A 23,591-nucleotide genomic window follows, 5' to 3' on the forward strand; every position below is an offset into this window, starting at 1 on the left:
GAGCAGGCTCACGGCGAACCACTGAAGCAAGACGCAGCCCTCAGTTGGCGAGCGGCTTGAGCGCGGCGACGAGCGGCGCCGGCAGCGGCACCGGCCTGCGCGTGACGCGATCCACGTAGACGTGCACGAAATGCCCTTGCGCGGCGGCTTCGCCGGATCCTTGCGTGAAGATGCCGACTTCGTAACGCACGCTCGTGTTGCCGAGCTTCTCGACGCGCAAGCCCGCCTCGATCGGCTCGGGAAACACCACCGGCGCGAAGAAATTGCAGCGCGTCTCGACCACGAGGCCGATGGTCTCGCCCTCGCTGAAATCGAGCACGCCCGCGCGCAGCAGGTACTCGTTCACGACCGTGTCGAAGTAGCTGTAATAGACGACGTTGTTGATGTGCCCGTAGACGTCGTTATCCGACCAGCGCGTGCTGATCGACAGAAAGTGCGCGTAGTCCGCGCGCGTGGTCGGCGTCGGCTTGGTCATCGTCGGGATGGACGCGAGTCCGGTGGAGAAGGTGCGGGCATGGTGGAGCGCTGCGGCGCGGGTGTCAATCCGGATTCAACGCGCGGCGGCCAACGCGCGCACGTCGTCGGCGAAGCGCTCGACGGTCTCGCGTTGCGTGTCCCATGCGCACATCAGACGGCAGCCGCCCGAGCCGATGAACTGATAGAAGCGCCAGCCCTTCGCGCGCAGCGCCACGGCGACGTGCCCCGGCAGTTCGGCGAACACGGCATTCGCTTCGGGCTTGAAGAGCAGGCTGACGCCGGGAATGGCGACGAGCCGCTCGGCCATCAGTTGCGCCATCGCGTTGGCGTGACGCGCGTTGCGCAGCCAGACGTCGTCATCGAGAAGACCCAGCCACGGCGCGGAGATAAAACGCATCTTCGAGGCAAGCTGTCCCGCCTGCTTCAGCCGATAGGCAAAGTCGGCGGCGAGCGAACGGTCGAAAAACACGACCGCCTCGCCGACCGGCAAGCCGTTTTTTGTGCCGCCGAAGCACAGCACGTCCACGCCGGCGCGCCACGTGATCTCCGACGGATGCACGCCGAGCGTCGCGACCGCGTTCGCGAAGCGCGCGCCGTCCATGTGCACTTTCAGATGCCGGCGCTTCGCAATGGCCGCGATCGCGCGAATCTCTTCGACGGTGTAGACAGTGCCGACTTCGGTCGCCTGCGTGAGCGCGACGACCTTCGGCTTCGGATAGTGGATGTCCGCGCGCTTGGTGACGAGTTCCTCGATGGCATCCGGCGTGAGCTTGCCGTTCTCGCCCTTCGCCGTGAGCAGCTTCGAGCCGCCGGAGAAGAACTCGGGGCCGCCGCATTCATCGGTTTCGATATGCGCGAGCTCGTGGCAAATGACCGAGTGATACGACTGGCACAGCGAGGCGAGCGCGAGCGAATTCGCCGCCGTGCCGTTGAACACGAAGAAAACTTCGCAGTCGGTCTGAAAGAGATCGCGGATGCGGTCGCAGACTTGCGCCGTCCACGAATCGTCGCCATAGGCGGGCTCGTGGCCGCTCGTATTCGCCTGGATCAGCGCGTCTAGCGCTTCGGGGCAGATGCCTGCGTAGTTGTCGGAGGCGAAATGCTGGGTCGGGTCCGTGGGTGCTGTCATGAGATCGCTTCGATGGCCGGTTCGAACGCGGCGCGCGCGAGCGGGAAAGCATCGCGCGCGCCGGCAATCGGGCCATTTTAGCGGCTCGGCGGTTCACCCGGCCGGCGAGCGGTCACTTGGCGTTCGGCGCGCTCGCGGCGTTGGCCTGCTGGGCTTCCTGCGCCTTCTTTTCCTTCTTGTTCGCTTCGTGATGGCCGATGGCGCAGCCGCCAACCGCGCCCGCCGTGCCGTGGCCGCCCGCGACGTGCCCCGCCACGCCGCCGACGGCCGCACCCTTCAGACAGCCCTCCGCCTGCGCGGCGCCGGTGGCGGCGAGCATCGCCGAAGCCAGAATGATCGATGCGAGTGTGCGATTCATCAGTCGTCTCCCTTGTGTTGATTGAACGTCACGATGAGAGACGCACGCGCCATACCTGACAGTGCGTAATGAAAAACGGCCCGATCTTCATCAGATCGAGCCGCCTTAACGGAACGTGAAACGCGGAACGCGAACCGCGCTTAAAGCATAAGGCTTAAAGCTGCTGCTGCACCCAGCCCTGAACGCCCGCGAGCGCGGCCGGCAGATTCGCCGGCTCGGTGCCGCCCGCCTGCGCCATGTCGGGACGGCCGCCGCCCTTGCCGCCGACCTGCTGCGCGACGAAGTTGACGAGCTCGCCCGCCTTCACCTTCTTCGACGCATCCGGCGTCACGCCCGCGATCAGGCTGACCTTGCCGCCCTCGACCGATGCGAGCACGATGGCCGCGCTCTTCAGCTTGTCCTTCAGCTTGTCGACGGTTTCGCGCAGCGTCTTCACGTCCGCGCCTTCGAGCGTCGCGGCGAGCACCTGCACGCCCGACACATCGACGGCCTGCGCCACGAGTTCATCGCCCTGGCTCGCGGCGAGCTTCGACTTCAGCGCGCCGAGTTCCTTTTCCAGCGACTTCACGTGCTCCTGCACCTGCGCGATGCGCTGCGTGAGCTCGGAAGGCTGCGCCTTCAGCACGCCCGCCGCCGCGTTGATGCGCTGATCCAGTTCCTGCACGTAGCGCACGGCGTTGTCGCCGGTGATGGCCTCGACGCGGCGAATGCCCGCCGCGACGCCGCCTTCCATCACGATCTTGAAGAAGCCGATGTCGCCCGTGCGCTGCACGTGCGTGCCGCCGCAGAGTTCGCGCGAGAAGCCGAGATCGAGCACGCGCACCGTGTCGCCGTATTTCTCGCCGAAGAGCGCCATTGCGCCGCCCTTCACGGCTTCGTCGTAAGACATCACGCGGACGACGCCCGGCGCGTTCGCGATGACCTCGTTATTCACGATCGCTTCGACGCGGCGGATTTCGTCGTCCGTCATCGGCGCGTTGTGGGCGAAGTCGAAGCGGGTTTTATCGGCATCGACGAGCGAGCCTTTCTGCTGCACGTGGCCGCCGAGCACTTCGCGCAACGCCTTGTGCATCAGGTGCGTAGCCGAGTGATTGCGCGCGGTGCGGGCGCGGCGGATACCGTCGATTTCCGCCTTCACGACGTCGCCGACCTTGAGCGTGCCCTGCTCGACCGTGCCGTGATGACCGACGACGTCGGCCTGCACTTTCAGGGTATCCGCGACGGCGAAGCGCACGTTCGCATTCGCGAGCACGCCCTGATCGCCGACCTGACCGCCGGATTCCGCGTAGAACGGCGTGTGATCGAGCACGACGACCGCTTGCTGGCCGTCCTTCGCCTGTTGCACCGACGCGCCTTCGACGTAGATCGCCAGAATCTTCGCGTCGTCGAAAATTTCCTTTTCGTAGCCGTGGAAGGTGGACTTCGCGCCCGAGTAGTCGAGCCCCGCCGCGAGCTTGAACTTGCCCGCCGCGCGCGCCTGGTCGCGCTGGCGCGCCATCGCGTCGTCGAACGCGGGTTCGTCGACGCTCACCCCGCGCTCGCGGCAGACGTCCGCGGTCAGATCGAGCGGGAAGCCGTAGGTGTCGTGCAGCTTGAACGCGAGTTCGCCGTCCAGTTGCTTCACGCCTTTCTTGTCGAGATCGGCGAGTTCGCCTTCGAGGATCGACATGCCGTGCTCGATCGTTTCGAAGAAGCGCTCTTCTTCCTGACGCAGCACGTCGGTCACGCGTTGCTGCGCATCCGCCAGTTCCGGGTACGCCGCGCCCATTTCCGCGACGAGATCGGCCACGAGCTTGTGGAAGAACGCGCCCTTCTTGCCGAGCTTGTAGCCGTGGCGGATCGCGCGGCGCACGATACGGCGCAGCACGTAGCCGCGGCCTTCGTTGCCGGGAATCACGCCATCGACGATCAGGAACGAGCACGCGCGGATGTGGTCCGCGATCACCTTCAGCGAATTGTTTTCCAGGTCCGGCGTGTTCGTTTCGCGCGCGGCCGCCTTGATGAGCGTCTGGAACAGGTCGATCTCGTAGTTGCTATGCACGTGCTGGAGCACGGCGGCGAGGCGCTCGAGACCCATGCCGGTATCGACGCACTGCTTGGGCAGCGGCGTCATGTTGCCTTGCGCGTCGCGGTTGAACTGCATGAACACGAGATTCCAGATCTCGATGAAGCGGTCGCCGTCTTCCTCGGGAGATCCCGGCGGGCCGCCCCAGATTTCCGGGCCGTGGTCGTAGAACACTTCGGAGCACGGGCCGCACGGGCCGGTGTCGGCCATCTGCCAGAAGTTGTCCGATGCGTAGCGCGCGCCCTTGTTGTCGCCGATGCGGATGATGCGCTCGACCGGCACGCCGATTTCCTTCGCCCAGATGTCGAAGGCTTCGTCGTCTTCCTGGTAGACCGTGACAGTGAGCTTCTCGGCGGGAAGCTGATAGACCTTCGTCAGCAGTTCCCAGCAATAGTGGATCGCGTCGCGCTTGAAGTAATCGCCGAACGAGAAGTTGCCGAGCATCTCGAAGAACGTGTGATGCCGTGCCGTGTAGCCGACGTTCTCCAGGTCGTTGTGCTTGCCGCCCGCGCGCACGCTGCGCTGCGCGGTGGTCGCGCGCGAGTACGGCCGCGATTCGCTGCCCAGGAACACGTCCTTGAACTGGACCATGCCCGAGTTGGTGAAGAGCAACGTCGGGTCGTTGCCGGGCACGAGGCTCGACGAACGCACGATCGTATGGCCCTTCGATTCGAAAAACTTCAGGAATTTCTCGCGTATTTCGGCGGCTTTCATAGCGTACGGGGCGTGTCTTCGGTTCTTTGATGGCGCCCGCGGGCAACGCTTTTCGGGCGCTGCCGGCGTGGCAAGGGTGATTGTCGATTATACGGGATTCGCCGCGCGCGGCCCGTCCGGCGGGCGCGCTCGCAGGGTGTCCGCTATCGCGCGCGCGGCGGTTCTGTGCGACAGTCGCGATTCGGGAGACATCAACGAGCGAGACGAATCGAATGGGAGCATTGAGCCATATCCGCGTGCTGGACCTGACCCGTGTGCTGGCGGGACCGATGTGCGCGCAGACCCTCGCCGATTTCGGCGCGGACGTCATCAAGATCGAGCGGCCCGAAACCGGCGACGACACGCGTCACTGGGGCCCGCCCTACCTGAAGACGCCGGACGGCGAGGACACGCGCGAAGCCGCCTACTATCTCGCGGCCAACCGCAACAAGCGCTCCGTGACCGTGGATATCGCCACGCCGGAGGGCCAGCAGATCGTGCGCGAGCTCGCGGCGCAAAGCGACGTCGTCCTCGAAAATTACAAGGCCGGGCAACTGAAAAAATACGGGCTGGACTATGAATCGCTCAAGGCGGTCAAGCCGGACATCGTCTACTGCTCGGTCACGGGTTTCGGGCAGACGGGGCCGTATGCGCCGCGCGCGGGCTACGACTTCATCGTGCAGGGCATCGGCGGCTTCATGAGCATTACCGGCGAGCGCGACGGCCAGCCGGGCGGCGGCCCGCAAAAAGCCGGCGTCGCGATCGCCGATCTGATGACCGGCATGTACGCGACGATCGGCGTGCTCACCGCGCTCGCGCACCGCGACCGCACGGGCGAAGGGCAATACATCGACATGGCGCTGCTCGACGTGCAGGTCGCGATGCTCGCCAACATGAACACGAACTTCCTCGCGAGCGGCAAGCCGCCGGTGCGCTGGGGCAACGCGCATCCGAACATCGTGCCGTATCAGACCTTCCAGACGAGCGATGGCTGGATCATCGTCGCGGTGGGCAACGACGGGCAGTTCCGCAAATTCGTCGAAACCGGCGGGCGCGCGGAGCTCGCGGACGACGCGCGCTTCTCGACGAACCCCTCGCGCGTGCGCAACCGCGACCTCCTCGTGCCGATTCTCGCGGACATGGTGCGGCTCAAAGGCAAGCACGCGTGGATCTCGGAACTCGAAGCGGCGGGCGTGCCGTGCGGCCCGATCAACGATCTCGGCGAAGTGTTCGACGACCCGCAAGTGCTCGCGCGCAAGATGCAGATCGACCTGCCGCATCCGACGGGCGGCGCCGTCAAGCTCGTCGCGAACCCGATCAAGATGAGCGCGACGCCGCCCGAGGCGCGCTCGCATCCGCCGATGCTGGGCGAGCACACATCGGACGTGCTCGCCGGCGTGCTCGGCTACGACGAGGCGAAAATCGCGCGACTGCGGGAAGCGAAGGCGATCTGACGCATCGGCGCGGTATCAGCGCAGTATTAGCGAACCGCGGCGCCGATCAGCCCGCCCGCCGCCGCGCCCGCGACGGTGCCGATCGGCCCGCCCGTGACGAGATAGCCGAGCGCGCCGCCCGCGGCCGCGCCGACACCGGCGTGCGCCTGCTGGCGCGAGACGTTGGCGCAGGCGGCGAGGCTCGACACGAGTGCGGCCGCGGCGGCGAATTTGAGCGTCGTGATGGCGATCTTTTTCATGATGGCTGTCCTTGTGTTGTCGTTGTGATGTGTTGTGCTTTTCTTGCCGCGGCGCCGCCGAAGCGGGCGCATTCCAGGCAGGCGAGCCGATCTTAAAATCGCACGCGCGCCCCTTTCAACGCGATTTACGTCCCGTTACGGCGGTTACGAACGCCGCGCTTCGCGGTAATCGATGTAATGGAACCGCCGCAAACCCGCGCGGGCTGTCCCGCACGGTTGCGTAAGGTAGAATCGACCCAATATTCAAGGCATTCGTACGCGTTTCCCGCAGGGTCACGCTTCCCGAACCGTTCTCACGCGCGCGAGCGCATCCGCTGGCACCTTCTTTCGCATGAACACCGATCGCAACGACGCCCCGGCGCCATCCAATTTCATTCGCAACATCATCGAAGACGACAACCGCTCCGGCAAATGGTCGCAGCGGGTCGAAACGCGCTTTCCGCCGGAGCCGAACGGCTATCTGCATATCGGCCATGCGAAGAGCATCTGCGTGAACTTCGGGCTTGCCGCGCAATACGGCGGCGTCTGCCATCTGCGCTTCGACGACACGAACCCCGAAAAGGAAAGCGTCGAATACGTCGATTCGATCATCGACGCCGTGAAGTGGCTCGGCTTCGAGTGGAACAAGAACGGCACCGAGCACAAGTACTTCGCGAGCGACTATTACGACAAGCTGTACGAGTACGCCGAAATGCTCATCAAGAAGGGCCAGGCGTACGTGGACAGCCAGACCGCCGAAGAGATGCGCGCCACGCGCGGCTCGGCCACCGAAGCGGGCATCGACTCGCCGTACCGCACACGCACGCCCGACGAGAACCTCGACCTTTTCCGCCGCATGAAGGCGGGCGAGTTCAAGGAAGGCGAGCACGTGCTGCGCGCGAAGATCGACATGGGCTCGCCGAACTTCAACATGCGCGATCCGGTCATCTACCGCATCCGCTTCGCGCATCACTACCGCACGGGCGATACGTGGTGCATCTACCCGATGTACGACTACGCGCACTGCGTGTCGGACGCGATCGAAAACATCACGCATTCGCTGTGCACGCTGGAGTTCGAGGATCACCGGCCGCTCTACGACTGGTTCCTCGCGCAACTCGCCGACGACGGCGTGTTCGAGCGCCCGCTGCCGCAGCAAATCGAATTCTCGCGCCTGAACCTCACGTATGCGATCACCAGCAAGCGCAAGCTGCTGCAACTCGTGCAGGACAATCACGTCGAGGGCTGGGACGACCCGCGCATGCCGACCATCGTCGGCGTGCGGCGGCGCGGCTTCACGCCCGAGAGCATCCGCCTGATGGTCGAGCGCGTCGGCGTGACGAAGGTCGATTCGTGGATCGACATGAGCATTCTCGAAGGCGCGCTGCGCGACGATCTCGACGATAAAGCGCCGCGCGCGATCGCCGTGCTCGATCCGCTCAAGCTCATCATCGACAACTATCCGGAAGGCCAGAGCGAAGCATGCAGCGCGCCGGTGCATCCGCATCATCCGGATCGCGGCGTGCGCTCGTTCCCCTTCTCGCGCGAGTTGTGGATCGAACGCGAAGACTTCCAGGAAACGCCGCCAAAAGGCTATTTCCGCCTTTTCCCCGGCAACAAGGTGCGCCTGAAGTATGGCTTCGTCGTGGAATGCACGGGCGCGGACAAGGACGAGAACGGCAACGTGATCGCCGTCCATTGCAACTACTTCCCGGACAGCCGCTCGGGCACCGAAGGCGCGAACAACTACAAGGTGAAGGGCACGATCCACTGGGTCAGCGCGGCGAGCGCCTATGCGGCGGAAGTACGTCTCTACGACCGTCTCTTCAAGGAACCGCAACCGGGCGCGGGGGGCGCGGAATTCCTCGATGCGCTGAACCCGGATTCGAAGCGCGTCGTGAACGCCTATCTGGAACCTTCCGCGCGCGAAGCGAACGCCGAAGACCGCTTCCAGTTCGAGCGGCACGGCTATTTCGTCGCCGACCGCGTGGATTCGCAGCCGGGCAAGCCCGTGTTCAACCGCATCGTCGGCCTGCGCGACAGCTGGGGCAAGCCGGCCTGACGCCGGAGCAGTCGAAGTTCGAAGCGCCGCGCGGCCACGCGGCGCTTCCCGCGCGTTACCGCAATCGTCGCAAGCCGCCTCACGAGGACATCATGAAGCTGCCGCACCGCTCACGGGCGCAACGAACTGCCACCGTCGCCTCCCTGCTGCTCGCGGCCGTCAGCGCGCATGCCGCCACCGCCGCCGAACTCGCGCGGGCGCAGGCCGCCGTCGATCAGATGCAGCCCTCCGCGACGCTGCGCAAGATCGCCGAAAACGGCGCGATCGTGCTGGGCACGCGCGAATCGTCGGTGCCGTTTTCATACACGGTGAAGCAGCAGCCGGTCGGCTACTCGTACGACATCGCGCTGAAGGTCGTCGACGAGATCAAGAAGCGTCTCAACATGCCGAATCTCGCCGTGAAGAACGTGCAGGTCACGTCGGCGAATCGCATTTCCTATGTCGTGAACAATCAGGTCGATCTCGAATGCGGCTCGACCGCGCATGTCGCCGAGCGAGATCCGCTCGTCGCGTTCTCGAACAGCTTCTTTCAGTACGGCATCCGTATGGCGGTGAAGAAGAAGTCGGGCATCCACGATTACGCCGACCTCGCGAACAAGACCGTCTCGACCACGGCGGGCACGTCGGACGAGCGCATGCTGCGGCAGATGGACATCGACAAGAAGCTGAATCTGCGCATCATCAGCGCGCGCGATCATGCGGAAGGCTTCGCCGCGCTCAAATCGGACCGCGCGGTGGCGTTCGTGATGGACGATCCGCTGCTCTACGGCAAGATTGCGCAGGAAGGCGCGGCGCGCGGCGAATACAAGGTGACGGGCACGTCGCTCGCGAACGAAGCGTACGGCTGCATGATGCGCAAGGGCGATCCGGTGTTCAAGCGCATCGTCGATGACGTGATCGCCAACATGCAGCGCTCGGGCGAGGCGGCGAAGCTCTACGAAACGTGGTTCATGCGGCCGATCCCGCCGGACGGCATGAACCTGCAATTCCCGATGTCGGCGGAAATGAGAGCGCTCTTCGCGCATCCGAACGACCGCACGGTCGACTGATCAAAGCGTCTCGTGCAATTCCGCGAGCGACAGCGTGGTCTGGAAAAGCCGCGCGAGGCTGCGGCTCGCGTACCGGTCGACATCCGCCGGACTGACCCAGCGGTACGCATCCATCTCGGGAATCATCGTGCCGTCGCTATAGCGCGGGAAGTACGATTCGCAGATGCAATTCTCGAGCCGCACGTCCTCTTCGCTCACGCGCACCGCGAAGAGATGCAGATCCTTGTCCCGCCGATAGACGAAGCGCCCGAGATCCTTGAGGCGCTCGGGCGCTAGCACGATGCCCGTTTCCTCGACGAGCTCGCGCAAGGCCGCGTCGCGCGGACTCTCGCCGGGATCGGCGGCGCCCTTGGGCACGTCCCAGTGCGTGGTTTCGGTCGCGTGACAGAGCAGCACGTCGCCTTGCATGTTCAGCATGACCACGCCGCACGATACGGTGCGACCGGTCATCGATTGCGTTCCCCGTTCATCACTGCTTCTTGAGTTTCCACTTGCCGTCGCTCTGCTTGCAGGCAACCGGCGTCCAGGTTTGCGTCTGCCCTTTCGCGTGCGCGACGAGCGTGATCTTGCGGCACTTCAGGCCGCCCGATTCGAAGCTGTTTTCGGGCGTGACCGTGCCGTTGATCGGCACCGTGTTGCCGGCGCCCTTGTTGTCCCAGTCGAGCGACTCGCCGTCCTGCTTCGTGTTCAGCGCGACCTGCGCGGCATTGTTGAGCGCCTGGAGGTCGCGCTGCTTCATGTAGGTGATGGGCGTGTCGTTCAGAAAGCCCAGATTGGCGGCTTCGGCCTGTGCGCTCACGGCCAGAATCGCGGCGGCGGCGATCGCCAGATACGGGGCGCGGGCGAGCGCCCGATGTGTGTTCGGCATTGGATTCTCCTCGTTGCGGATGTTTGGCCGTCTGCACGTGCAACCAGAGCGGCAACGGAATCACCAACTGCAGCGCGCGCGAGCGGGCCGCACCGAGGATAGCATGACGCGGGCGCGTCAGACTCAGTTGGACGCGGACTTCACTTCGCCGATGCCGATACCCTTTTGCGAGTCCTTGTCCTTCGCGGGGTCGTAGCCGTCGGTCAGCGTGTTGAGGAACGCGACGACGTCCCGGATCTCGGCTTCGTCGAGCGCGGGCTTGTCGCCCTTCTTGCGGTCGAACGGCGGATCGGTATTGATATTGGCCCAGTACCGCTTCGGCAGATCGTCAAATTTCTCGACGACGCCTTGCTTCGACACCGGATAGAACTTCTCGGGATTCGTGTCGCGCTCGACATAGAAACGCACCACGTCGTCCAGCTTGTGATAGATGCCGTTGTGGAAGAAAGTCTTGCGCGTCGCCACATTGCGCAGCGACGGCGTGCGGAAGATGCCGCAGTATTCGTCCTGCCCTTTCAGGTCCGTGCGCTCGGGGCCGCACGCGCCGAGATCGTGGAACTTCGGATTTTTGTTGATCGGCAGCGCGCGATTGCGCGGCACGCCGAGCGCGATCAGGCCGAAATCGCTGAACTGCGGCGGCGAGCCGTCTTTCGCGCGCTGGCTGATGTGACACGACGCGCAGTTGCCCTTGTTCTCGTCGTTGAAAAGCTGCAGGCCGTGCATCTCGGCGTCGTTGAGTTTCGCGCGGCCGGCGAGGAACGCATCGAACTTGCTCGTGTACGGGTAGAACTGCGCGGGCGTCTGCTCGAACGCTTCGAGCGATTGCAGCACCGCGGCGAAGGTCTTGTCGTCGCTGTCGAAGACGCTGCCGCCGAAGGCCTTGCGGAAGTCGTCCGCATACGGCGACGCCTTCACCGCGGCCGCGACCCTGGCCGGCGTGCTGCCCATTTCGAACGTCGAGAGAAGCGGAATGCGCGCCTGATCCGCGCCGTGATCGACGCGGCCGTCCCACGTCAGTCCGCCGGTCGGGCCGGCATCGACGCTTTCATCGCCTTCGTCGTCGGAATCGTGGAAATGCCGCGTGAACGCGGGCACCGATTGCAGATACCTGAGGGAGGGCACCGCGCGAAAGCCCGGCCGATGCATGTCGTTGCCGCCGAGCTGCACGGACAGCGCATTGGGCGGCCCGAACGCGTGGCCCGGACTGTGACACGACGCGCAGGCGAGCTTGCCCGAGCCGGAGAGCGACGGATCGAAGAAGAGCTTCTCGCCGAGCGACGTCATCTGCTTCACGTGCGCGAAGACTTCGGCACGCGTCTGCGCTTGCGGTGCGGCACCCGGGGCCGCCGGCTGCGTCGATGCATTCGTGTTCGCACTGGCCGCATGGGAATCGCAGCCGCTCATCGCGGCGGATAACGCGGCGAACGCGAGCGTGCAGAGAACGAACGGCAGACGCATCGAAGACATGGACGTGTGACATCGAATTGAAAGAAGCCGAAGCGTATGTCGGGCGCATGTCTTTCATGTGACAAACGCGGACGCTTTCACGGCAAGGCCGCTTCGTAATATTTATTAAGCGAACATTACGCAAACGAAAGCCTTATTACATGGCTTCGTCAACTTGCGTTGCGACACTGCGCACGCCGGCGGGCAAAGGCTTCCCCACGACAAAGCCCGCGTCGTGCGCCGGTTCACAACACAAGAGAGAATCGCAATGAACAAAAAACTCGTTTGCGCGGCGCCGCTCGCGGCGACGGTCGCATTCGGCCTCTACGCATGCGGCGGCGACGACAATCACGACAACGACATCTCCTCGGTGAAGAACGTTGTCGTGATCTACGCCGAGAACCGCAGCTTCGATAACCTGTACGGTCAATTCCCCGGCGCGAACGGTCTGCAGAACGTGACGGCCGCCAATTCGCAGCAGCTCGACCGCGACGGCAGCGTGCTGGCCACGCTGCCGAAAATCTGGGGCGGCCTGACGGCGACGGGCGTGACGCCCGCGATCACCGAAGCGATGACGGCCAACCTGCCGAACACGCCCTTCGCGATCGACGCGGCAAACGGCTTCAACACGCAGCTCAACGTCACGACGCGCGATCTGTATCACCGTTTCTACGAGAACCAGATGCAGATCGACGGCGGCAAGAACGACATGTTCGCCGCGTGGGGCGATTCGGGCGGCCTCGTGATGGGCCACTACGACACGCCGCCGGACAAGCTGCCGCTCTACAAGATCGCGCAGCAATACACGCTCGCGGACAACTTCTTCATGGGCGCGTTCGGCGGCTCGTTCCTGAACCACCAGTGGCTCGTCTGCGCGTGTACGCCGGTCTATCCGAACGCGGACAAGAGCCCCGCGGCAAGCTCGATTTCGGCGGTGAACGCGGACGGCGTGTCACTCAAGCTCGCGAAGGCCGCGGGTTCGGCACTCACCGGCAACACGCAGGGCCTCTTCGTGAACTCGGGCAATCTGACGCCGGACTTCTACGCGATCAACACCATGCAGCCGCCGTATCAGCCGAGCGGCAACAAGCCTGCGACGGGCGGCGATCCGAACCTCGCGGACCCGGGCCAGGCCACCACGCTGCCGCCGCAGACGCAGCAGCATATCGGCGATCTGCTGAACAATGCCGGCGTGAGCTGGGCGTGGTACGGCGGTTCGTGGGGCGCGGCGCTGGCGGACCGCTCGGTCATCAACGGCGCGGTCAACGTGGTGCCTGACTTCCAGACGCACCATCAGCCGTTCAATTACTTCGCCGATCTCGCGCCGGGCACGGCCAACCGCGCGCAGCATTTGCTGGACGGCGGCACGAACGGTTCGGAGTTCATCAAGGCGATCGACGCGGGCACCTTGCCGCAAGTCGCGTTCTACAAGCCGCAGGGCAACCTGAACGAGCACGCCGGTTACACGGACGTCGCGCAGGGCGACCAGCACATCGCCGATCTGATCTCCCATCTGCAGAAGAGCCCGCAGTGGAAGAACATGGTCGTCGTCGTGACGTACGACGAAAACGGCGGCTTCTGGGATCACGTCGCGCCGCCGAAGGGCGACCGCTGGGGTCCGGGCACGCGCATTCCGGCGCTCATCGTCTCGCCGTATGCGAAGAAAGGCTTCGTCGATCACACGCAGTACGACACGACGTCGATCCTGCGCTTCATCACCAAGCGCTTCAGCCTGCCGTCGCTGCCGGGTATCACCGCGCGCGACGCCGCGCTCGCCGCCAACGGCGCGCAGAAGATGGGCGATCTGACCGGCGCGCTCGACTTTTCGCAGTAAGCGTTATTCGGCGTTATTCGGCGCTGCAATCAAACGGGCCGCGGTGTGAAAACCGCGGCCCGTTTTTTTCGCTTGCCTCAGGCGCCCGCGAACAGCGACGCCAGATCGTTCGTGCGCGTTCCGCTCGCCTGCGCGAGCACGCGCGCTTCCAGCTCGTCGAGATGCGTCCGCATTGCGGCGAGTGCGGTGCCGAGATCGCCTTGTTCCAGCGCATCGACGAGACGGCCATGTTCGTCCGACGCGCAGTTCGACAGTTTGGTCGGATCGAACAGCGCCTTGTAGAGCTCGGTCTTGGCGACGAGCTTCGCGAGAAAAACATGCACCTCCGGCGCGCCGGCGAGTTCCGCGAGCAGCAGATGGAAGCGCCCCGCGAGCCGCACGCATTCCTCCACGCTGCCCGCCTTCACCGCGCGCTGCTCCGCCTTCACATGCGCGCGCAGCGCGCGCTTCGCCTGCGTCGCGAGCGTGCCGCACAGCGCCGCGACGACGCCCGCCTCCACCACCTGACGCGCGCGATAGACCTCGCGGATGTCTTCGGGCGTCGGCGACGGCACGAATGCGCCGCGATTCGCCTCCAGCGTCAGCTTGCCTTCCGCGCCGAGGCGCGCCAGCACCTTGCGGATCGTGCCGCGCGTGCAGTCGAACGCGGCGGCAAGCTCGCGCTCGACGAGTTGCGCGCCCGGCGCGAGCTTGCCGTGCAAAAGCGCCGACGTGATCGCGGCGTAGACGCGCTCGTCAGCGGAAATTTCGTTGGATGATGTGTCCTTGCGGGATGCCATGATGCCTGTCGTGCTTGCGTTGATCCGCATTGTAGCCAGTGCCCGCGCGCCGATGCGAATTCGGGTTATCACTTTCGGCGTATTTTTGGTTGACCAAACACTGCTAGAATGGTCAACCAAATGCACGGAGCACGGGAGGATACATCGTATGAAACCATCGATCTGGATCGTCGATGCACGACCGTTCGGCGGCGCGCCGGTGGACGTGCGCATAACGGGTGCAAGCGGCGGCGCGGTCATCGACGCGATCGTTCCTCACGGCGAGCGCCAGCCCGCGCCCGGCGACACGGTGATAGACGGCGCGTCGGCGCTGCTGTTGCCCGGCTTCGTGGAAGGCCATACGCATCTGGACAAGACCACGTGGGGCATGCCGTGGTATCGCAATGCGGTGGGCCCGCGCCTCACCGACCGCATCGAGAACGAGCGGCGCTGGCGCGCGCAAAGCGGTCACGACGCCGCCGCGGCCTCGCGCGCGCTCGCCCTCGCCTTTCTGCGCGAGGGCACGACGCGCCTGCGCACGCACGTCGATATCGACACCGATGCGGGACTGCGTCACCTCGAAGGCGTCTGCGATACGCGCGCCGCGCTCGCCGACGTGCTCGACATGCAGATCGTCGCGTTTCCGCAATCCGGCGTGCTGAAGCGCCCCGGCACGCGCGAGTTGCTCGATGCGGCGCTTGCGAATGGCGCGGACGTGCTCGGCGCGCTCGATCCTGCTTCCATCGACGGCGATCCGGCCGCCTCGCTCGATGTCACCTTCGCGCTCGCCACCAAACATGGCAAGCCGATCGATATGCATCTGCACGAGCCCGGCGAGCTCGGCGCGTTCACGTTCGATCTGCTGCTCGACCGCGTGGAGGCGCATGGCTACGCGGGGCGCGTCGTCGTGAGCCACGCGTTCTGCCTCGGCGCGCTGCCGGATGCGCGGCGCGGCGCGCTGCTCGAACGCATCGCGCGCGCGGGCGTCGCGCTCCTGACGACCGCGCCCGCTTCCGTGCCGGTGCCGCCGTTTCGCGAGACGCGCGCGGCGGGCGTGACGCTCTTCGGCGGCAACGACGGCATTCGCGACGCCTGGACGCCCTTCGGCTCGCCCGACATGCTCGATCGCGCGAGGCTGATCGCGATGCGTTACGACCTGCGCCGCGACGACGATCTCGCCGCCGCGTTCGATTGCGTGTCGATCGAAGCGGCGCGCGCGTGCGGCTTCGCGGACTACGGCCTCGCGCCGGGCATGCGCGCCGATCTCGTGCTCGTCGACGCGGAGAACGTCGCGCAAGCCGTGGCGATGCGCCCGCCGCGCCGCTTCGTGATGGCCAACGGCACGCCGATCGATTCCGGGTTCACGCGATGACCCCGCGCGCATCGAACCTCGCGTGGCTCGCGGTGATCGTCGCGATCGGGTTGAATCTGCGGCCGCTCTTAACATCGATCAGCCCGCTAATGGGCGTGATCCTGAACGCGACGGGGCTGTCGTTTCGCGGCGCGTCGATGCTGACCGGCTTGCCCGTCGTGGCGATGGGCGTGTGCGCGTTCGGCGCGAGCGCTCTTTCAGGCGCGATGGGCAATGCACGCGGCGTGGCGATCGGGCTGGTGGCGATCGTCGTGGCCTGCGCCGCGCGGCTCGTCGCGGGACACGCGGCGGCGCTGATCGCGAGCGCGGCCGTCGCGGGCACGGGCGTCGCGGTCATTCAGGCGCTGCTGCCCGGCGTGATGAAGACGCGTTTTTCCGCGCGCCTGCCCTTCGCGATGGGTCTCTATTCGGCGTCGATCATGGCGGGCGGCGGGCTCGGCGCAAGCATCACGCCGGCGGTCGCGTCGCGCATGTCGTGGCAGGCGGGGCTGGCTTTCTGGGCCTTGCCTGCGGCGATCGCGCTCGCGGTGTGGCTGCTGCTCATGCGCGCCGACGCGTTGCCGCGCGCTTCGTCGCCGCGCCGCGCCGCGCGCGCGCCGTCGCTCTTTTTCAATCGCCGCGCGTGGACGCTCGGAATCTTCTTCGGGCTCGTCAACGGCGGCTACACGAGCCTCGTTGCGTGGATGCCCGCGCATTACCAGCAACTCGGCCGCGGCGTGACCGAAAGCGGCGCGCTGCTCGCGATGCTCACGGTGTTTCAGGCGTCGTCCGCGCTGCTCCTGCCGATGGCGGCCGCGCGCTTCGGCGGCGGCCGCGACCGGCGTCCGTGGCTTGCGCTCGGTCTCGTCGCGCAACTGGCGGGTTTCGGCCTGTTGCTCGTCGCACCGCTTTCGTCGCCGCTCGTGGTCGTCGCGCTGCTCGGCGGCGGGCTTGGCGGCGTGTTCGCGCTCACGCTCGTGCTGACGCTCGATCACGCCGACGATCCGGAGCTCGCCGGGCGGCTCGTCGCGTTCGTGCAGGGCGTGGGCTTCGTGATCGCGGCGTTGGCGCCGGTCGTCGCGGGCGTGGTGCGCGATGTGAGCGGCGGCTTCTCGATGTCGTGGATGATGCTCGCCGCCAGCCTCGTCGCGATGATCGCGCTGAATGTCGTGTTCAGCCCGCGCAGTTATGCACGGGCGATGGCCGCGCGCGGCGAAGTCAGCGCACCGCGCGGCACGCGAAGTATTCGTCGAGCAGATCCGTCATCTGCCACACGGGGCACGGACGGCGACAATGTCCGTCGTAGCCCGCTTCCTTGAGACGCGCGATCGGCTCTTCGGGCAGAAAGCCGCTCATCGCGATGACGAGGCGATGGGCGTCGTCATCGGCTTCGCGCAGTGCGCGTACGAGCGCATAGTTGCCGCTGCCGCCGACGCGCGTATCGAGAAACAGCACATGCGGCCGCCATTGCCCGACGATCCGTCCGACCGACGATGAATCGACGGCCAGTTGCGCCGGAAAGCCCTTGAGCTCGAAGAGCGACACGAGCGATGCGCCGAGCACGCGCTCCGACAGCGCCAGCAGCACGCGGCGCGATTCGGGCGGCAGACGCGATTGCTTGCGAGTCCATAGCGAGCATTGCGCCGGGCTGGTTTCGTAGGCTCGGTTGTTCAAGGCGTTCCTGTCACCTTCGTGGAGCGGCGCGCGCCACGGTGAGGCATGCGCGCACCGGGAGCGGGCTGCGTGTCGAACCGGAATTGTGTGTAAGCGTTGCGGGGCGCGGGATTGCGAGATCCGCTGTGTTCGTGCGGAAAGCGAGGGCAGGATTTAGGCCAGGAGGGGCTCGGGCTCGGCGCGTTTGCGCTGGCTTCAGAAAGCAAAAAGCCCAGTCGCATAGACCGGGCTCGAAGCGGACCACTTGGCCCGCCCTACACGACTCGAACGTGTGACCTACGGCTTAGAAGGCCGTTGCTCTATCCAGCTGAGCTAAGGGCGGAGAACCGGAACGCGCGGCCAGGCTGACAATCGAAACTCAGCCACGGATCGGGAAGAGACCGCGATTTTACCTCATTCGCCGCCGCGCCTGTCCCGCGTTCGTTACACCGGTTGCGGATGCATCATGAACCAGCCGAAGAAGAAGATGCCCGCGATCACGCAGTACACGCCGAACGACGCGAGCTTGCCGTGCCCCTCGAAATAGCGCATCAGAAAACGCACGCTCAGATACGCCGCGATGCCCGTCAGCACGCCGCCGAGCACCGCATCGGCCAGTTGCCCCGGCGCGTGAAAGAGCTTCGGCAATTCGAGCACGCCCGCCGCGAAAATGATCGGCGTGCCGAGCAGGAACGAAAACTCCGCCGCCGCTTCCGCGGTGAGCCCCGCGCCGACGCCCGCGATCATCGTCAGGCCGCTGCGCGAGAAGCCGGGAATCAGCGCGCCAATCTGCGCAAGCCCGACCAGAAACGCCTGCCTGAACGTGAGCTTCTCGGGCGCGCGCGTCGCGCGGTTTCTCTGCAGGCGGTCACCCAGCCACAGCAGCACGCCATTGACGATCAACGCCGCCGCGACGATCCGCAGATCGTGAAAAATCGCCTCCAGGCGCTTTTCCAGCAGCAGCCCGACGATGCCCGTCGGAATCGTGCCGATGATGAGCGCCCACATCATGTGGCCGTCGTCGTTGCGGCGGCCGCCGAGCGACGCGAAAAAGCCGCGGATCAGCGCGATCCAGCGGTCACGGAAATACCAGAGCAGCGCGATGGCCGTGCCGAGATGCAGCGCGACGAGAAACGGCAGCAATTGCGGCGCGTGCTTGTCGATATGCATGCCGATCAGGCCGGGAACGAGCAGCGTGTGACCGAGGCTGCTGACCGGAAAAAGTTCGGTCACGCCCTGGAGCACGCTCAGAAAAACGAGAAACCACAGAGTCACGCGTCGGTCCTTTTTTGAGGAGGAGAAAGGACGCGCCGTGCAGTTCCATCCCTCGCATCTCGCGAAGCCGAAGAAGGCGGACCGGGAAGGTGGAACAGGAGGGATAAGTCGATACGGCGCGCAAACGGGACCGATTATGCCGGTCGCGAAATCGAGCGCCAAGCGCTAACTGCACACAAAATGTATCGACAGTCAACCGTGGGTTAAACGAACAACTATCGCAAGGAAAACCTAAGCCTTCCGAAAGGAATTACGCTTAGACACGCCGTCGAGCGCAGCGGAACGGCGATCGCCCGCTCAGGCCTTCAGCTTATAGAGGAAGATTGCCGTGCTCGCGCCGAAAAGGCCGAACATCGCGACGCCCATCGCCATCGCCAGATCCATGATTACTCCTTGTCCGTCTGATTCCCAACACTGGTTCCGCATAACAACATATTGCATGACGCTTGCTCAGTCGCAATTTCCCGCAAAGGGTTTTTCCGTAGAAAATTTGAAGGCAGAATCGACGGTTCCAGCCGCGCACCATCGCATGCGCGGCGTCCAGTCCATCCACGGAGCGCACGGCCATCATGTCAACGGAAACTGACGTCATCGAAATCGAGCGCGACGGCGCCGCCCTTCTGCTCGCGCCGCGCGCGGGCGGACGGCTCATGACCTGGCGCGTCGGCGGCGAGCCGGTCATCCATTGGCCAGACGCGCCCGACTGGTCGAATCCCGCGAAAATCCGCGGCGGCAATCCGCTGCTCTTTCCGTTTCTCGGCCGGCATTTCGTCGATGGAGAAATCGGCAAATGGCGCGATCCCGAGGGCGTCGTGCACGCGCTGCCGACGCACGGCTTCGCGCGCAACCTGCCCTTCTCCTGCACACGCGACGCCGATGGCCACGGCCTGCGCATGACGCTCGTCGACAGCGACGCGACCCGCGACGGCTATCCGTTCGCGTTCCGCTTCGAGGCGGCGTACCGCATCGTCGACGGCAACACGATCGAGGTGGAGCTCACGACGTCGAATCCGGGAGAGGTGGCGCTGCCCTACTACGCCGGGCATCACTTCTACTTCCATTTGCCGCACACGCAGCGCGGCGAAAGCAGCGTCGAGCTGCCGCGCACCGAGCGGCGCCGGCAACTGGCCGACGGCTCGATCAGCGAGGCCGAGCCGGGCCAGCCGCGTTATTCGCTGGCCGATCCGCAGATCATCGATACGTTTCACTGCCTCACGCGCCCCTCCGACGAGCCGATGCGGCTGAAGATGCCGGGGCTCAAGCGCACGGTCAGCTTCGAGCTGGACCAGCCGGACTCGGTGCCGTGGTATGCCGTCACGACCTGGACCGAATCGGACACGTCGGACTTCTATTGCGTCGAGCCGTGGATCGGCCTGCCCGACGCGATCCACAACGGCCGCGGGCTGCGCTGGCTCGCGCCGGGCAAGACCGAAACGGCGTCGCTCCGGCTCGTCGTCACGGCGGGCGAGTAAGGCGCGCGGCGTCCGTTCAAAGCGTCTTTCTGTCCGGGGAAACCCGAGACGGTAAAATCCTGCCTTTCGATTCGCCGCGCAACCGTGCCGTGCACGGCTCGCGGCGGTGCTTTGCGAGGTCAGGTTTGCAAAAACGAATGAGACGGCTCGTCTGCGCATCGCTCATCGCAGTGTTGGCCGCATGTGGAACGGGGCCGGTCGCGCCGGGGTTCTATCGCGTCGAGCGCGGCGATACGGTGTCGAAGATCGCGCGTGCGAATCGCACGACGGTCAACAACATCAAACGCTGGAACGGGCTCACGAATCCGGATGCCATCGAGGTCGGTCAGGTGCTGCGCATTGCGCCGCCGGCGGGCAGCGCGAGCGCGGCGGAGTCATCGGCTGCGGGCGCGGCGAGCGCGAAGAGCGAGGCGAGCGCAGAGGCGCTGTCGCAGAACAAGGCCGGGCCGGGCGTCACGCTCGTCTGGCCGGCTCAGGGCAGCGTCATTCGCGGCTTCGACGGCAAGAACTCGAAGGGCATCGACATCGCCAATGCGGCGGGCACGCCAGTCGTCGCCGCGGCAACGGGCAATGTCGTCTACGCGGGCAATGGCCTGCGCGGCTACGGCAACATGCTGATCGTCAAACACGACGACGAGTATCTGACCGCCTACGCCCACAATCGCGCGCTGCTGGTGAAGGAAGGCCAGACCGTGCAGCAGGGCCAGCAAATCGCCGAAATGGGCGATACCGACAGCAATCGCACGATGCTGCATTTCGAGGTGCGCTACATGGGCCGCTCGACGGACCCGGCGCGCTACCTGCCGCCCCGCTGAAGGCCGGGCGGACGTTACGAGGAAAATCGATGAGTTTGACGAAGAGGATGAACACGGCCGCGCTCGGCGCGGCGCTGGCGCTGAGCGGCGCGCTCGCCGGCTGCGCGAGCGGCCCGACGATGACCTATCTGCCTTCCGGCGAGACGGGCTTCGCGATCAACTGCAGCGGCGCCGATGCGAGCACGAGCTGGGCGGCCTGCTACAAGCAGGCGGGCGAGACATGCGGCGCATATGGCTACGATGTGGTGTCGAAAGACGCGGACAACGGTGCGACGGCGGGCGGCTCGGTCGGCGGAATTTTCGGGGCGAACATCAAGACCCGCTCGATGGTGATCCGCTGCAAGCAGTGACGCCATCAGGCGTCGGCGGTGTCGTCCTTTGAGTCTTTCGAGCGCCGCGTGCGCCAGTGTCCCGACAGCGGATCGATATGCGCGGCGAACGCAACGAGCGATGCCACGGCGAGCGGCGCGACAGCAGCGAAGAGCCAGAGCAGATTCATGGCAGACACAATTTGAAACAAGTCCGCCCGATAATACCTGCCCCGGCCACATTCTGCAGAAACCAACTGCCGCCAAACGTGCGGCAGGCAGCGCTTCGCGGTTTCGCTGTTCCCCTCGCCGCTTTTCATCCCGTTACGTGCCGAAACAACCGCATACAAAGGCGCGCGGCGGATGTCCCTAGACTGGCGTCAGCCCGTGCCCGATCTCCGCGCGAACGGGGGCGCGGGTCAGAAGCCCCGGTGTGCCCGCATCGGGGCTTCGCTTTTTTCGTGGAAGGTTATTGCGGCTTGGTGGACGGCGCGATCATCGATGGCGGCGTCATGTCCGTCGGCACGCCCTTGTAGTCGGGCGGATCTTGCGGCGGACGCTTCTGGTGCGCGGGCTCGGCGCATGCGCTCAGGCCGAGCGTGATGAACGCGGTGCAGAGTAAGGCGGAAACGAGACGCGGCATGAATCTCCCGGACGGTCGTCGAAAAGACAAAGGGGTTACAAGCCGTAACTTGTAACCCCTTCGTGTATCGTGGTCGGAGCGAAAGGATTCGAACCTTCGACCCTCTGATCCCAAATCAGATGCGCTACCAGGCTGCGCTACGCTCCGTCGAGCCGCAGATTGTAACGTGCCCGATGCGCATCCGCAATGGCGAGTTCAGAGTTATGTTCTCATCAACCGGAGACGATCTCGATGAACCTCATTCTGTGGCGTCACGCCGAAGCCGAAGACCAGGCGTCGAGCGATCTCGCGCGGCAGCTCACGCCGCGCGGGCGCAAGCAGGCGCAAGGCGTCGCCAAATGGCTGAAAGCGCGCGTCGGCGACGACGCCGTGCTGCTCGCCAGCCCCGCGACGCGCACGATCCAGACCGCCGAAGCCTTCGGGGACCGCTATCGCGTCGCCGACGAGCTCGCGCCGGGCAACGGCGCGCAAGCCGTGCTCGATGCGGCGGGCTGGCCCGACGGCATCGCGGAAACGGTCGTCGTGATCGGGCACCAGCCGACGCTCGGCCACGTCGCCGCGCTCTTGATGACCGGCCACGAAGCGGAATGGCCGATCAAGAAATCGGGCATCTGGTGGTTTCAGGGGCGCACGCGCGGCGGCGACGGCCAGGTGGTGCTGCGCGCCGTGGTCAATCCCGACCTGCTCTGAGCCGCAATCCGCGCCGCATTCGGGCGGCGTAAGCTCGCCGTCATGCGCGTGTCGTTTCATCGAAACGTCATTGCGATGCCATGCGAGCGTCACCGCGCATTACTACATTGGCGAGGACTTGAAGCCACGTCCTGTCGAGGAACGCCAATGCAAGATTTGCCGACGCCTTTCCTGCAACTCGGAGCGTCATCGCTCTCGCTCGATTCGCGCCGCCACCTTCCGCGCCCTTCCGAAACGCATACGGGCCGCGAGCGCCTGCAAGTCGCGTGGGCGCGCGACGACGACGCCCTGCGCGACGCCCAGCGCCTGCGCTATCGCGTGTTCTCCGAAGAAATGGGTGCACGCCTGTCCGGTCCCGCCGGTCTCGATGTCGACGCCTTCGACGCCTACTGCGATCACCTGCTCGTGCGCGATCTCGATACGCTGCAGGTGGTCGGCACGTATCGCGTGCTGCCGCCGCATCAGGCCGCGCGCATCGGCCGCCTGTACGCGGAAAGCGAGTTCGACGTGTCGCGCCTCACGCACCTGCGGCCGAAGCTCGTCGAAGTGGGCCGCTCATGCGTGCATCCGGACTATCGCAACGGCGCGGTGATCATGTCATTGTGGGGCGGCCTCGCCGCGTACATGATGCAAAACGGCTACGAGACGATGCTCGGCTGCGCGAGCGTCGGCATGATCGACGGCGGGCATTACGCCGCGAATCTCTACACCTCGCTTCCCGCCGATGCGCTGACGGCGCCCGAATATCGCGCCTTCCCGCACACGCCGCTGCCGGTCGAGGAACTGCGCACCGGCGCGAACGTGAGCCCGCCGCCGCTCGTGAAGGGTTATCTGCGTCTCGGCGCGAAGATCTGCGGCGCGCCGGCCTGGGACCCGGATTTCAACACCGCTGACTTCCTCACGCTGTTCCGTCTGTCGGAGATCAACGCGCGCTACGCGCGACACTTCATCGGCGACATGCAGGGGCGGTAAA

24 protein-coding genes and 2 tRNA genes are annotated in these 23,591 nt (G+C 65.5%); 11 read left to right on the forward strand and 15 right to left on the reverse strand.

Features of this window, described 5'->3' with window-relative positions:
- Positions 1-40: 40 nt before the first annotated feature.
- From AWB70_RS24705 to alaS, 4 genes are all read right to left on the reverse strand, one after another.
- The gene (locus tag AWB70_RS24705) at positions 41-475 is read right to left on the reverse strand and encodes an acyl-CoA thioesterase (protein WP_053568498.1); all 435 of its coding nucleotides are present in this window, start codon (positions 473-475) and stop codon (positions 41-43) included.
- 75 nt (positions 476-550) lie between these two features.
- Positions 551-1,606 carry a threonine aldolase family protein gene (locus AWB70_RS24710; protein WP_053568499.1) on the reverse strand — a complete coding sequence of 352 codons (1,056 nt, stop codon included), beginning with the start codon at positions 1,604-1,606 and terminating at the stop codon, positions 551-553.
- Positions 1,607-1,718: 112 nt separating this feature from the next.
- The gene (locus AWB70_RS24715) at positions 1,719-1,964 is read right to left on the reverse strand and encodes a hypothetical protein (protein ID WP_041730535.1); all 246 of its coding nucleotides are present in this window, start codon (positions 1,962-1,964) and stop codon (positions 1,719-1,721) included.
- A 154-nt stretch (positions 1,965-2,118) separates the two neighbouring features.
- Entirely contained in the window at positions 2,119-4,743 is a 2,625-nt protein-coding gene (alaS, locus tag AWB70_RS24720; RefSeq protein WP_045450827.1) for an alanine--tRNA ligase, read from the reverse strand.
- Between the two features lie 212 nt (positions 4,744-4,955).
- Here alaS and AWB70_RS24725 point away from each other — a divergent pair, with 212 nt between their 5' ends.
- Entirely contained in the window at positions 4,956-6,176 is a 1,221-nt protein-coding gene (locus AWB70_RS24725) for a CaiB/BaiF CoA transferase family protein (protein ID WP_053568500.1), read from the forward strand.
- A gap of 26 nt (positions 6,177-6,202) precedes the next feature.
- Here AWB70_RS24725 and AWB70_RS24730 read toward each other — a convergent pair whose 3' ends face one another.
- On the reverse strand, positions 6,203-6,415 hold the full coding sequence (locus AWB70_RS24730; RefSeq protein ID WP_053568501.1) for a hypothetical protein: 213 nt from the start codon (positions 6,413-6,415) through the stop codon (positions 6,203-6,205).
- Between the two features lie 331 nt (positions 6,416-6,746).
- Between AWB70_RS24730 and AWB70_RS24735 the strand changes: the two genes are divergently transcribed.
- Positions 6,747-8,456, forward strand: coding sequence for a glutamine--tRNA ligase/YqeY domain fusion protein (locus AWB70_RS24735; RefSeq protein ID WP_045450829.1), 1,710 nt, complete (start codon positions 6,747-6,749; stop codon positions 8,454-8,456).
- Positions 8,457-8,548: 92 nt separating this feature from the next.
- Entirely contained in the window at positions 8,549-9,505 is a 957-nt protein-coding gene (locus AWB70_RS24740; protein WP_075644229.1) for a transporter substrate-binding domain-containing protein, read from the forward strand.
- Here the strand turns inward: AWB70_RS24740 and AWB70_RS24745 are convergent, their stop codons facing one another.
- The 3 genes from AWB70_RS24745 to AWB70_RS24755 all read right to left on the reverse strand — a co-directional run bounded on the left by AWB70_RS24745 (position 9,506) and on the right by AWB70_RS24755 (position 11,840).
- Positions 9,506-9,955, reverse strand: coding sequence for an NUDIX hydrolase (locus AWB70_RS24745; protein ID WP_053568502.1), 450 nt, complete (start codon positions 9,953-9,955; stop codon positions 9,506-9,508). It lies immediately after the preceding gene.
- 19 nt (positions 9,956-9,974) lie between these two features.
- Positions 9,975-10,373: an RT0821/Lpp0805 family surface protein gene (locus tag AWB70_RS24750; RefSeq protein WP_053568503.1), complete on the reverse strand. Its 399-nt coding sequence runs from the start codon at positions 10,371-10,373 to the stop codon at positions 9,975-9,977.
- 123 nt (positions 10,374-10,496) lie between these two features.
- On the reverse strand, positions 10,497-11,840 hold the full coding sequence (locus AWB70_RS24755; protein WP_053568504.1) for a cytochrome-c peroxidase: 1,344 nt from the start codon (positions 11,838-11,840) through the stop codon (positions 10,497-10,499).
- Between the two features lie 247 nt (positions 11,841-12,087).
- On the opposite strand from AWB70_RS24755, the gene AWB70_RS24760 reads away from it, so the two are divergent.
- The gene (locus AWB70_RS24760; protein WP_053568505.1) at positions 12,088-13,653 is read left to right on the forward strand and encodes an acid phosphatase; all 1,566 of its coding nucleotides are present in this window, start codon (positions 12,088-12,090) and stop codon (positions 13,651-13,653) included.
- A 77-nt stretch (positions 13,654-13,730) separates the two neighbouring features.
- Here the strand turns inward: AWB70_RS24760 and AWB70_RS24765 are convergent, their stop codons facing one another.
- Complete coding sequence (locus AWB70_RS24765) at positions 13,731-14,432, reverse strand: GntR family transcriptional regulator (protein ID WP_053568548.1); 702 nt, start codon at positions 14,430-14,432, stop codon at positions 13,731-13,733.
- Positions 14,433-14,580: 148 nt separating this feature from the next.
- Between AWB70_RS24765 and AWB70_RS24770 the strand changes: the two genes are divergently transcribed.
- Positions 14,581-15,783: an amidohydrolase family protein gene (locus AWB70_RS24770; protein ID WP_053568506.1), complete on the forward strand. Its 1,203-nt coding sequence runs from the start codon at positions 14,581-14,583 to the stop codon at positions 15,781-15,783.
- Complete coding sequence (locus AWB70_RS24775) at positions 15,780-17,081, forward strand: cyanate transporter (protein WP_045450835.1); 1,302 nt, start codon at positions 15,780-15,782, stop codon at positions 17,079-17,081. Before AWB70_RS24770 ends, AWB70_RS24775 begins: the two co-directional genes overlap by 4 nt.
- On the opposite strand, the gene AWB70_RS24780 is transcribed toward AWB70_RS24775, so the two are convergent.
- From AWB70_RS24780 to AWB70_RS24790, 3 genes are all read right to left on the reverse strand, one after another.
- The gene (locus AWB70_RS24780; protein ID WP_053568507.1) at positions 16,981-17,436 is read right to left on the reverse strand and encodes a response regulator; all 456 of its coding nucleotides are present in this window, start codon (positions 17,434-17,436) and stop codon (positions 16,981-16,983) included. The two genes, AWB70_RS24775 and AWB70_RS24780, sit on opposite strands and share 101 nt — an antisense overlap.
- Positions 17,437-17,681: 245 nt before the next feature.
- Positions 17,682-17,758, reverse strand: a tRNA-Arg gene (locus AWB70_RS24785).
- A 101-nt stretch (positions 17,759-17,859) separates the two neighbouring features.
- On the reverse strand, positions 17,860-18,690 hold the full coding sequence (locus AWB70_RS24790) for an undecaprenyl-diphosphate phosphatase (RefSeq protein WP_053568508.1): 831 nt from the start codon (positions 18,688-18,690) through the stop codon (positions 17,860-17,862).
- Between the two features lie 569 nt (positions 18,691-19,259).
- Here AWB70_RS24790 and AWB70_RS24795 point away from each other — a divergent pair.
- The 3 genes from AWB70_RS24795 (at position 19,260) to AWB70_RS24805 (ending at position 21,327) form a co-directional block, all read left to right on the forward strand.
- Positions 19,260-20,162, forward strand: coding sequence for an aldose epimerase family protein (locus tag AWB70_RS24795; RefSeq protein ID WP_053568509.1), 903 nt, complete (start codon positions 19,260-19,262; stop codon positions 20,160-20,162).
- 125 nt (positions 20,163-20,287) lie between these two features.
- Positions 20,288-20,977 (forward strand): peptidoglycan DD-metalloendopeptidase family protein, encoded by a 690-nt coding sequence (locus AWB70_RS24800; protein WP_082378063.1) that lies wholly within the window; start codon positions 20,288-20,290, stop codon positions 20,975-20,977.
- 29 nt (positions 20,978-21,006) lie between these two features.
- Complete coding sequence (locus AWB70_RS24805) at positions 21,007-21,327, forward strand: hypothetical protein (protein ID WP_014191904.1); 321 nt, start codon at positions 21,007-21,009, stop codon at positions 21,325-21,327.
- A 5-nt stretch (positions 21,328-21,332) separates the two neighbouring features.
- Here the strand turns inward: AWB70_RS24805 and AWB70_RS39360 are convergent, their stop codons facing one another.
- The 3 genes from AWB70_RS39360 to AWB70_RS24810 form a co-directional block, all read right to left on the reverse strand.
- Positions 21,333-21,476 (reverse strand): DUF2147 domain-containing protein, encoded by a 144-nt coding sequence (locus tag AWB70_RS39360; protein ID WP_232355357.1) that lies wholly within the window; start codon positions 21,474-21,476, stop codon positions 21,333-21,335.
- Between the two features lie 278 nt (positions 21,477-21,754).
- Complete coding sequence (locus AWB70_RS38865; RefSeq protein ID WP_159680310.1) at positions 21,755-21,928, reverse strand: hypothetical protein; 174 nt, start codon at positions 21,926-21,928, stop codon at positions 21,755-21,757.
- A gap of 70 nt (positions 21,929-21,998) precedes the next feature.
- Positions 21,999-22,075: transfer RNA gene (locus tag AWB70_RS24810), tRNA-Pro, on the reverse strand.
- 84 nt (positions 22,076-22,159) lie between these two features.
- Here AWB70_RS24810 and AWB70_RS24815 point away from each other — a divergent pair.
- The gene (locus AWB70_RS24815; RefSeq protein WP_045450839.1) at positions 22,160-22,618 is read left to right on the forward strand and encodes a SixA phosphatase family protein; all 459 of its coding nucleotides are present in this window, start codon (positions 22,160-22,162) and stop codon (positions 22,616-22,618) included.
- A gap of 147 nt (positions 22,619-22,765) precedes the next feature.
- Positions 22,766-23,590, forward strand: a complete 825-nt coding sequence (locus AWB70_RS24820) for a GNAT family N-acetyltransferase (RefSeq protein ID WP_014191907.1) — start codon at positions 22,766-22,768, stop codon at positions 23,588-23,590.
- Position 23,591: the final 1 nt, after the last annotated feature.

The organism is Caballeronia cordobensis, assembly GCF_001544575.2.
Lineage (GTDB): Bacteria > Pseudomonadota > Gammaproteobacteria > Burkholderiales > Burkholderiaceae > Caballeronia > Caballeronia cordobensis.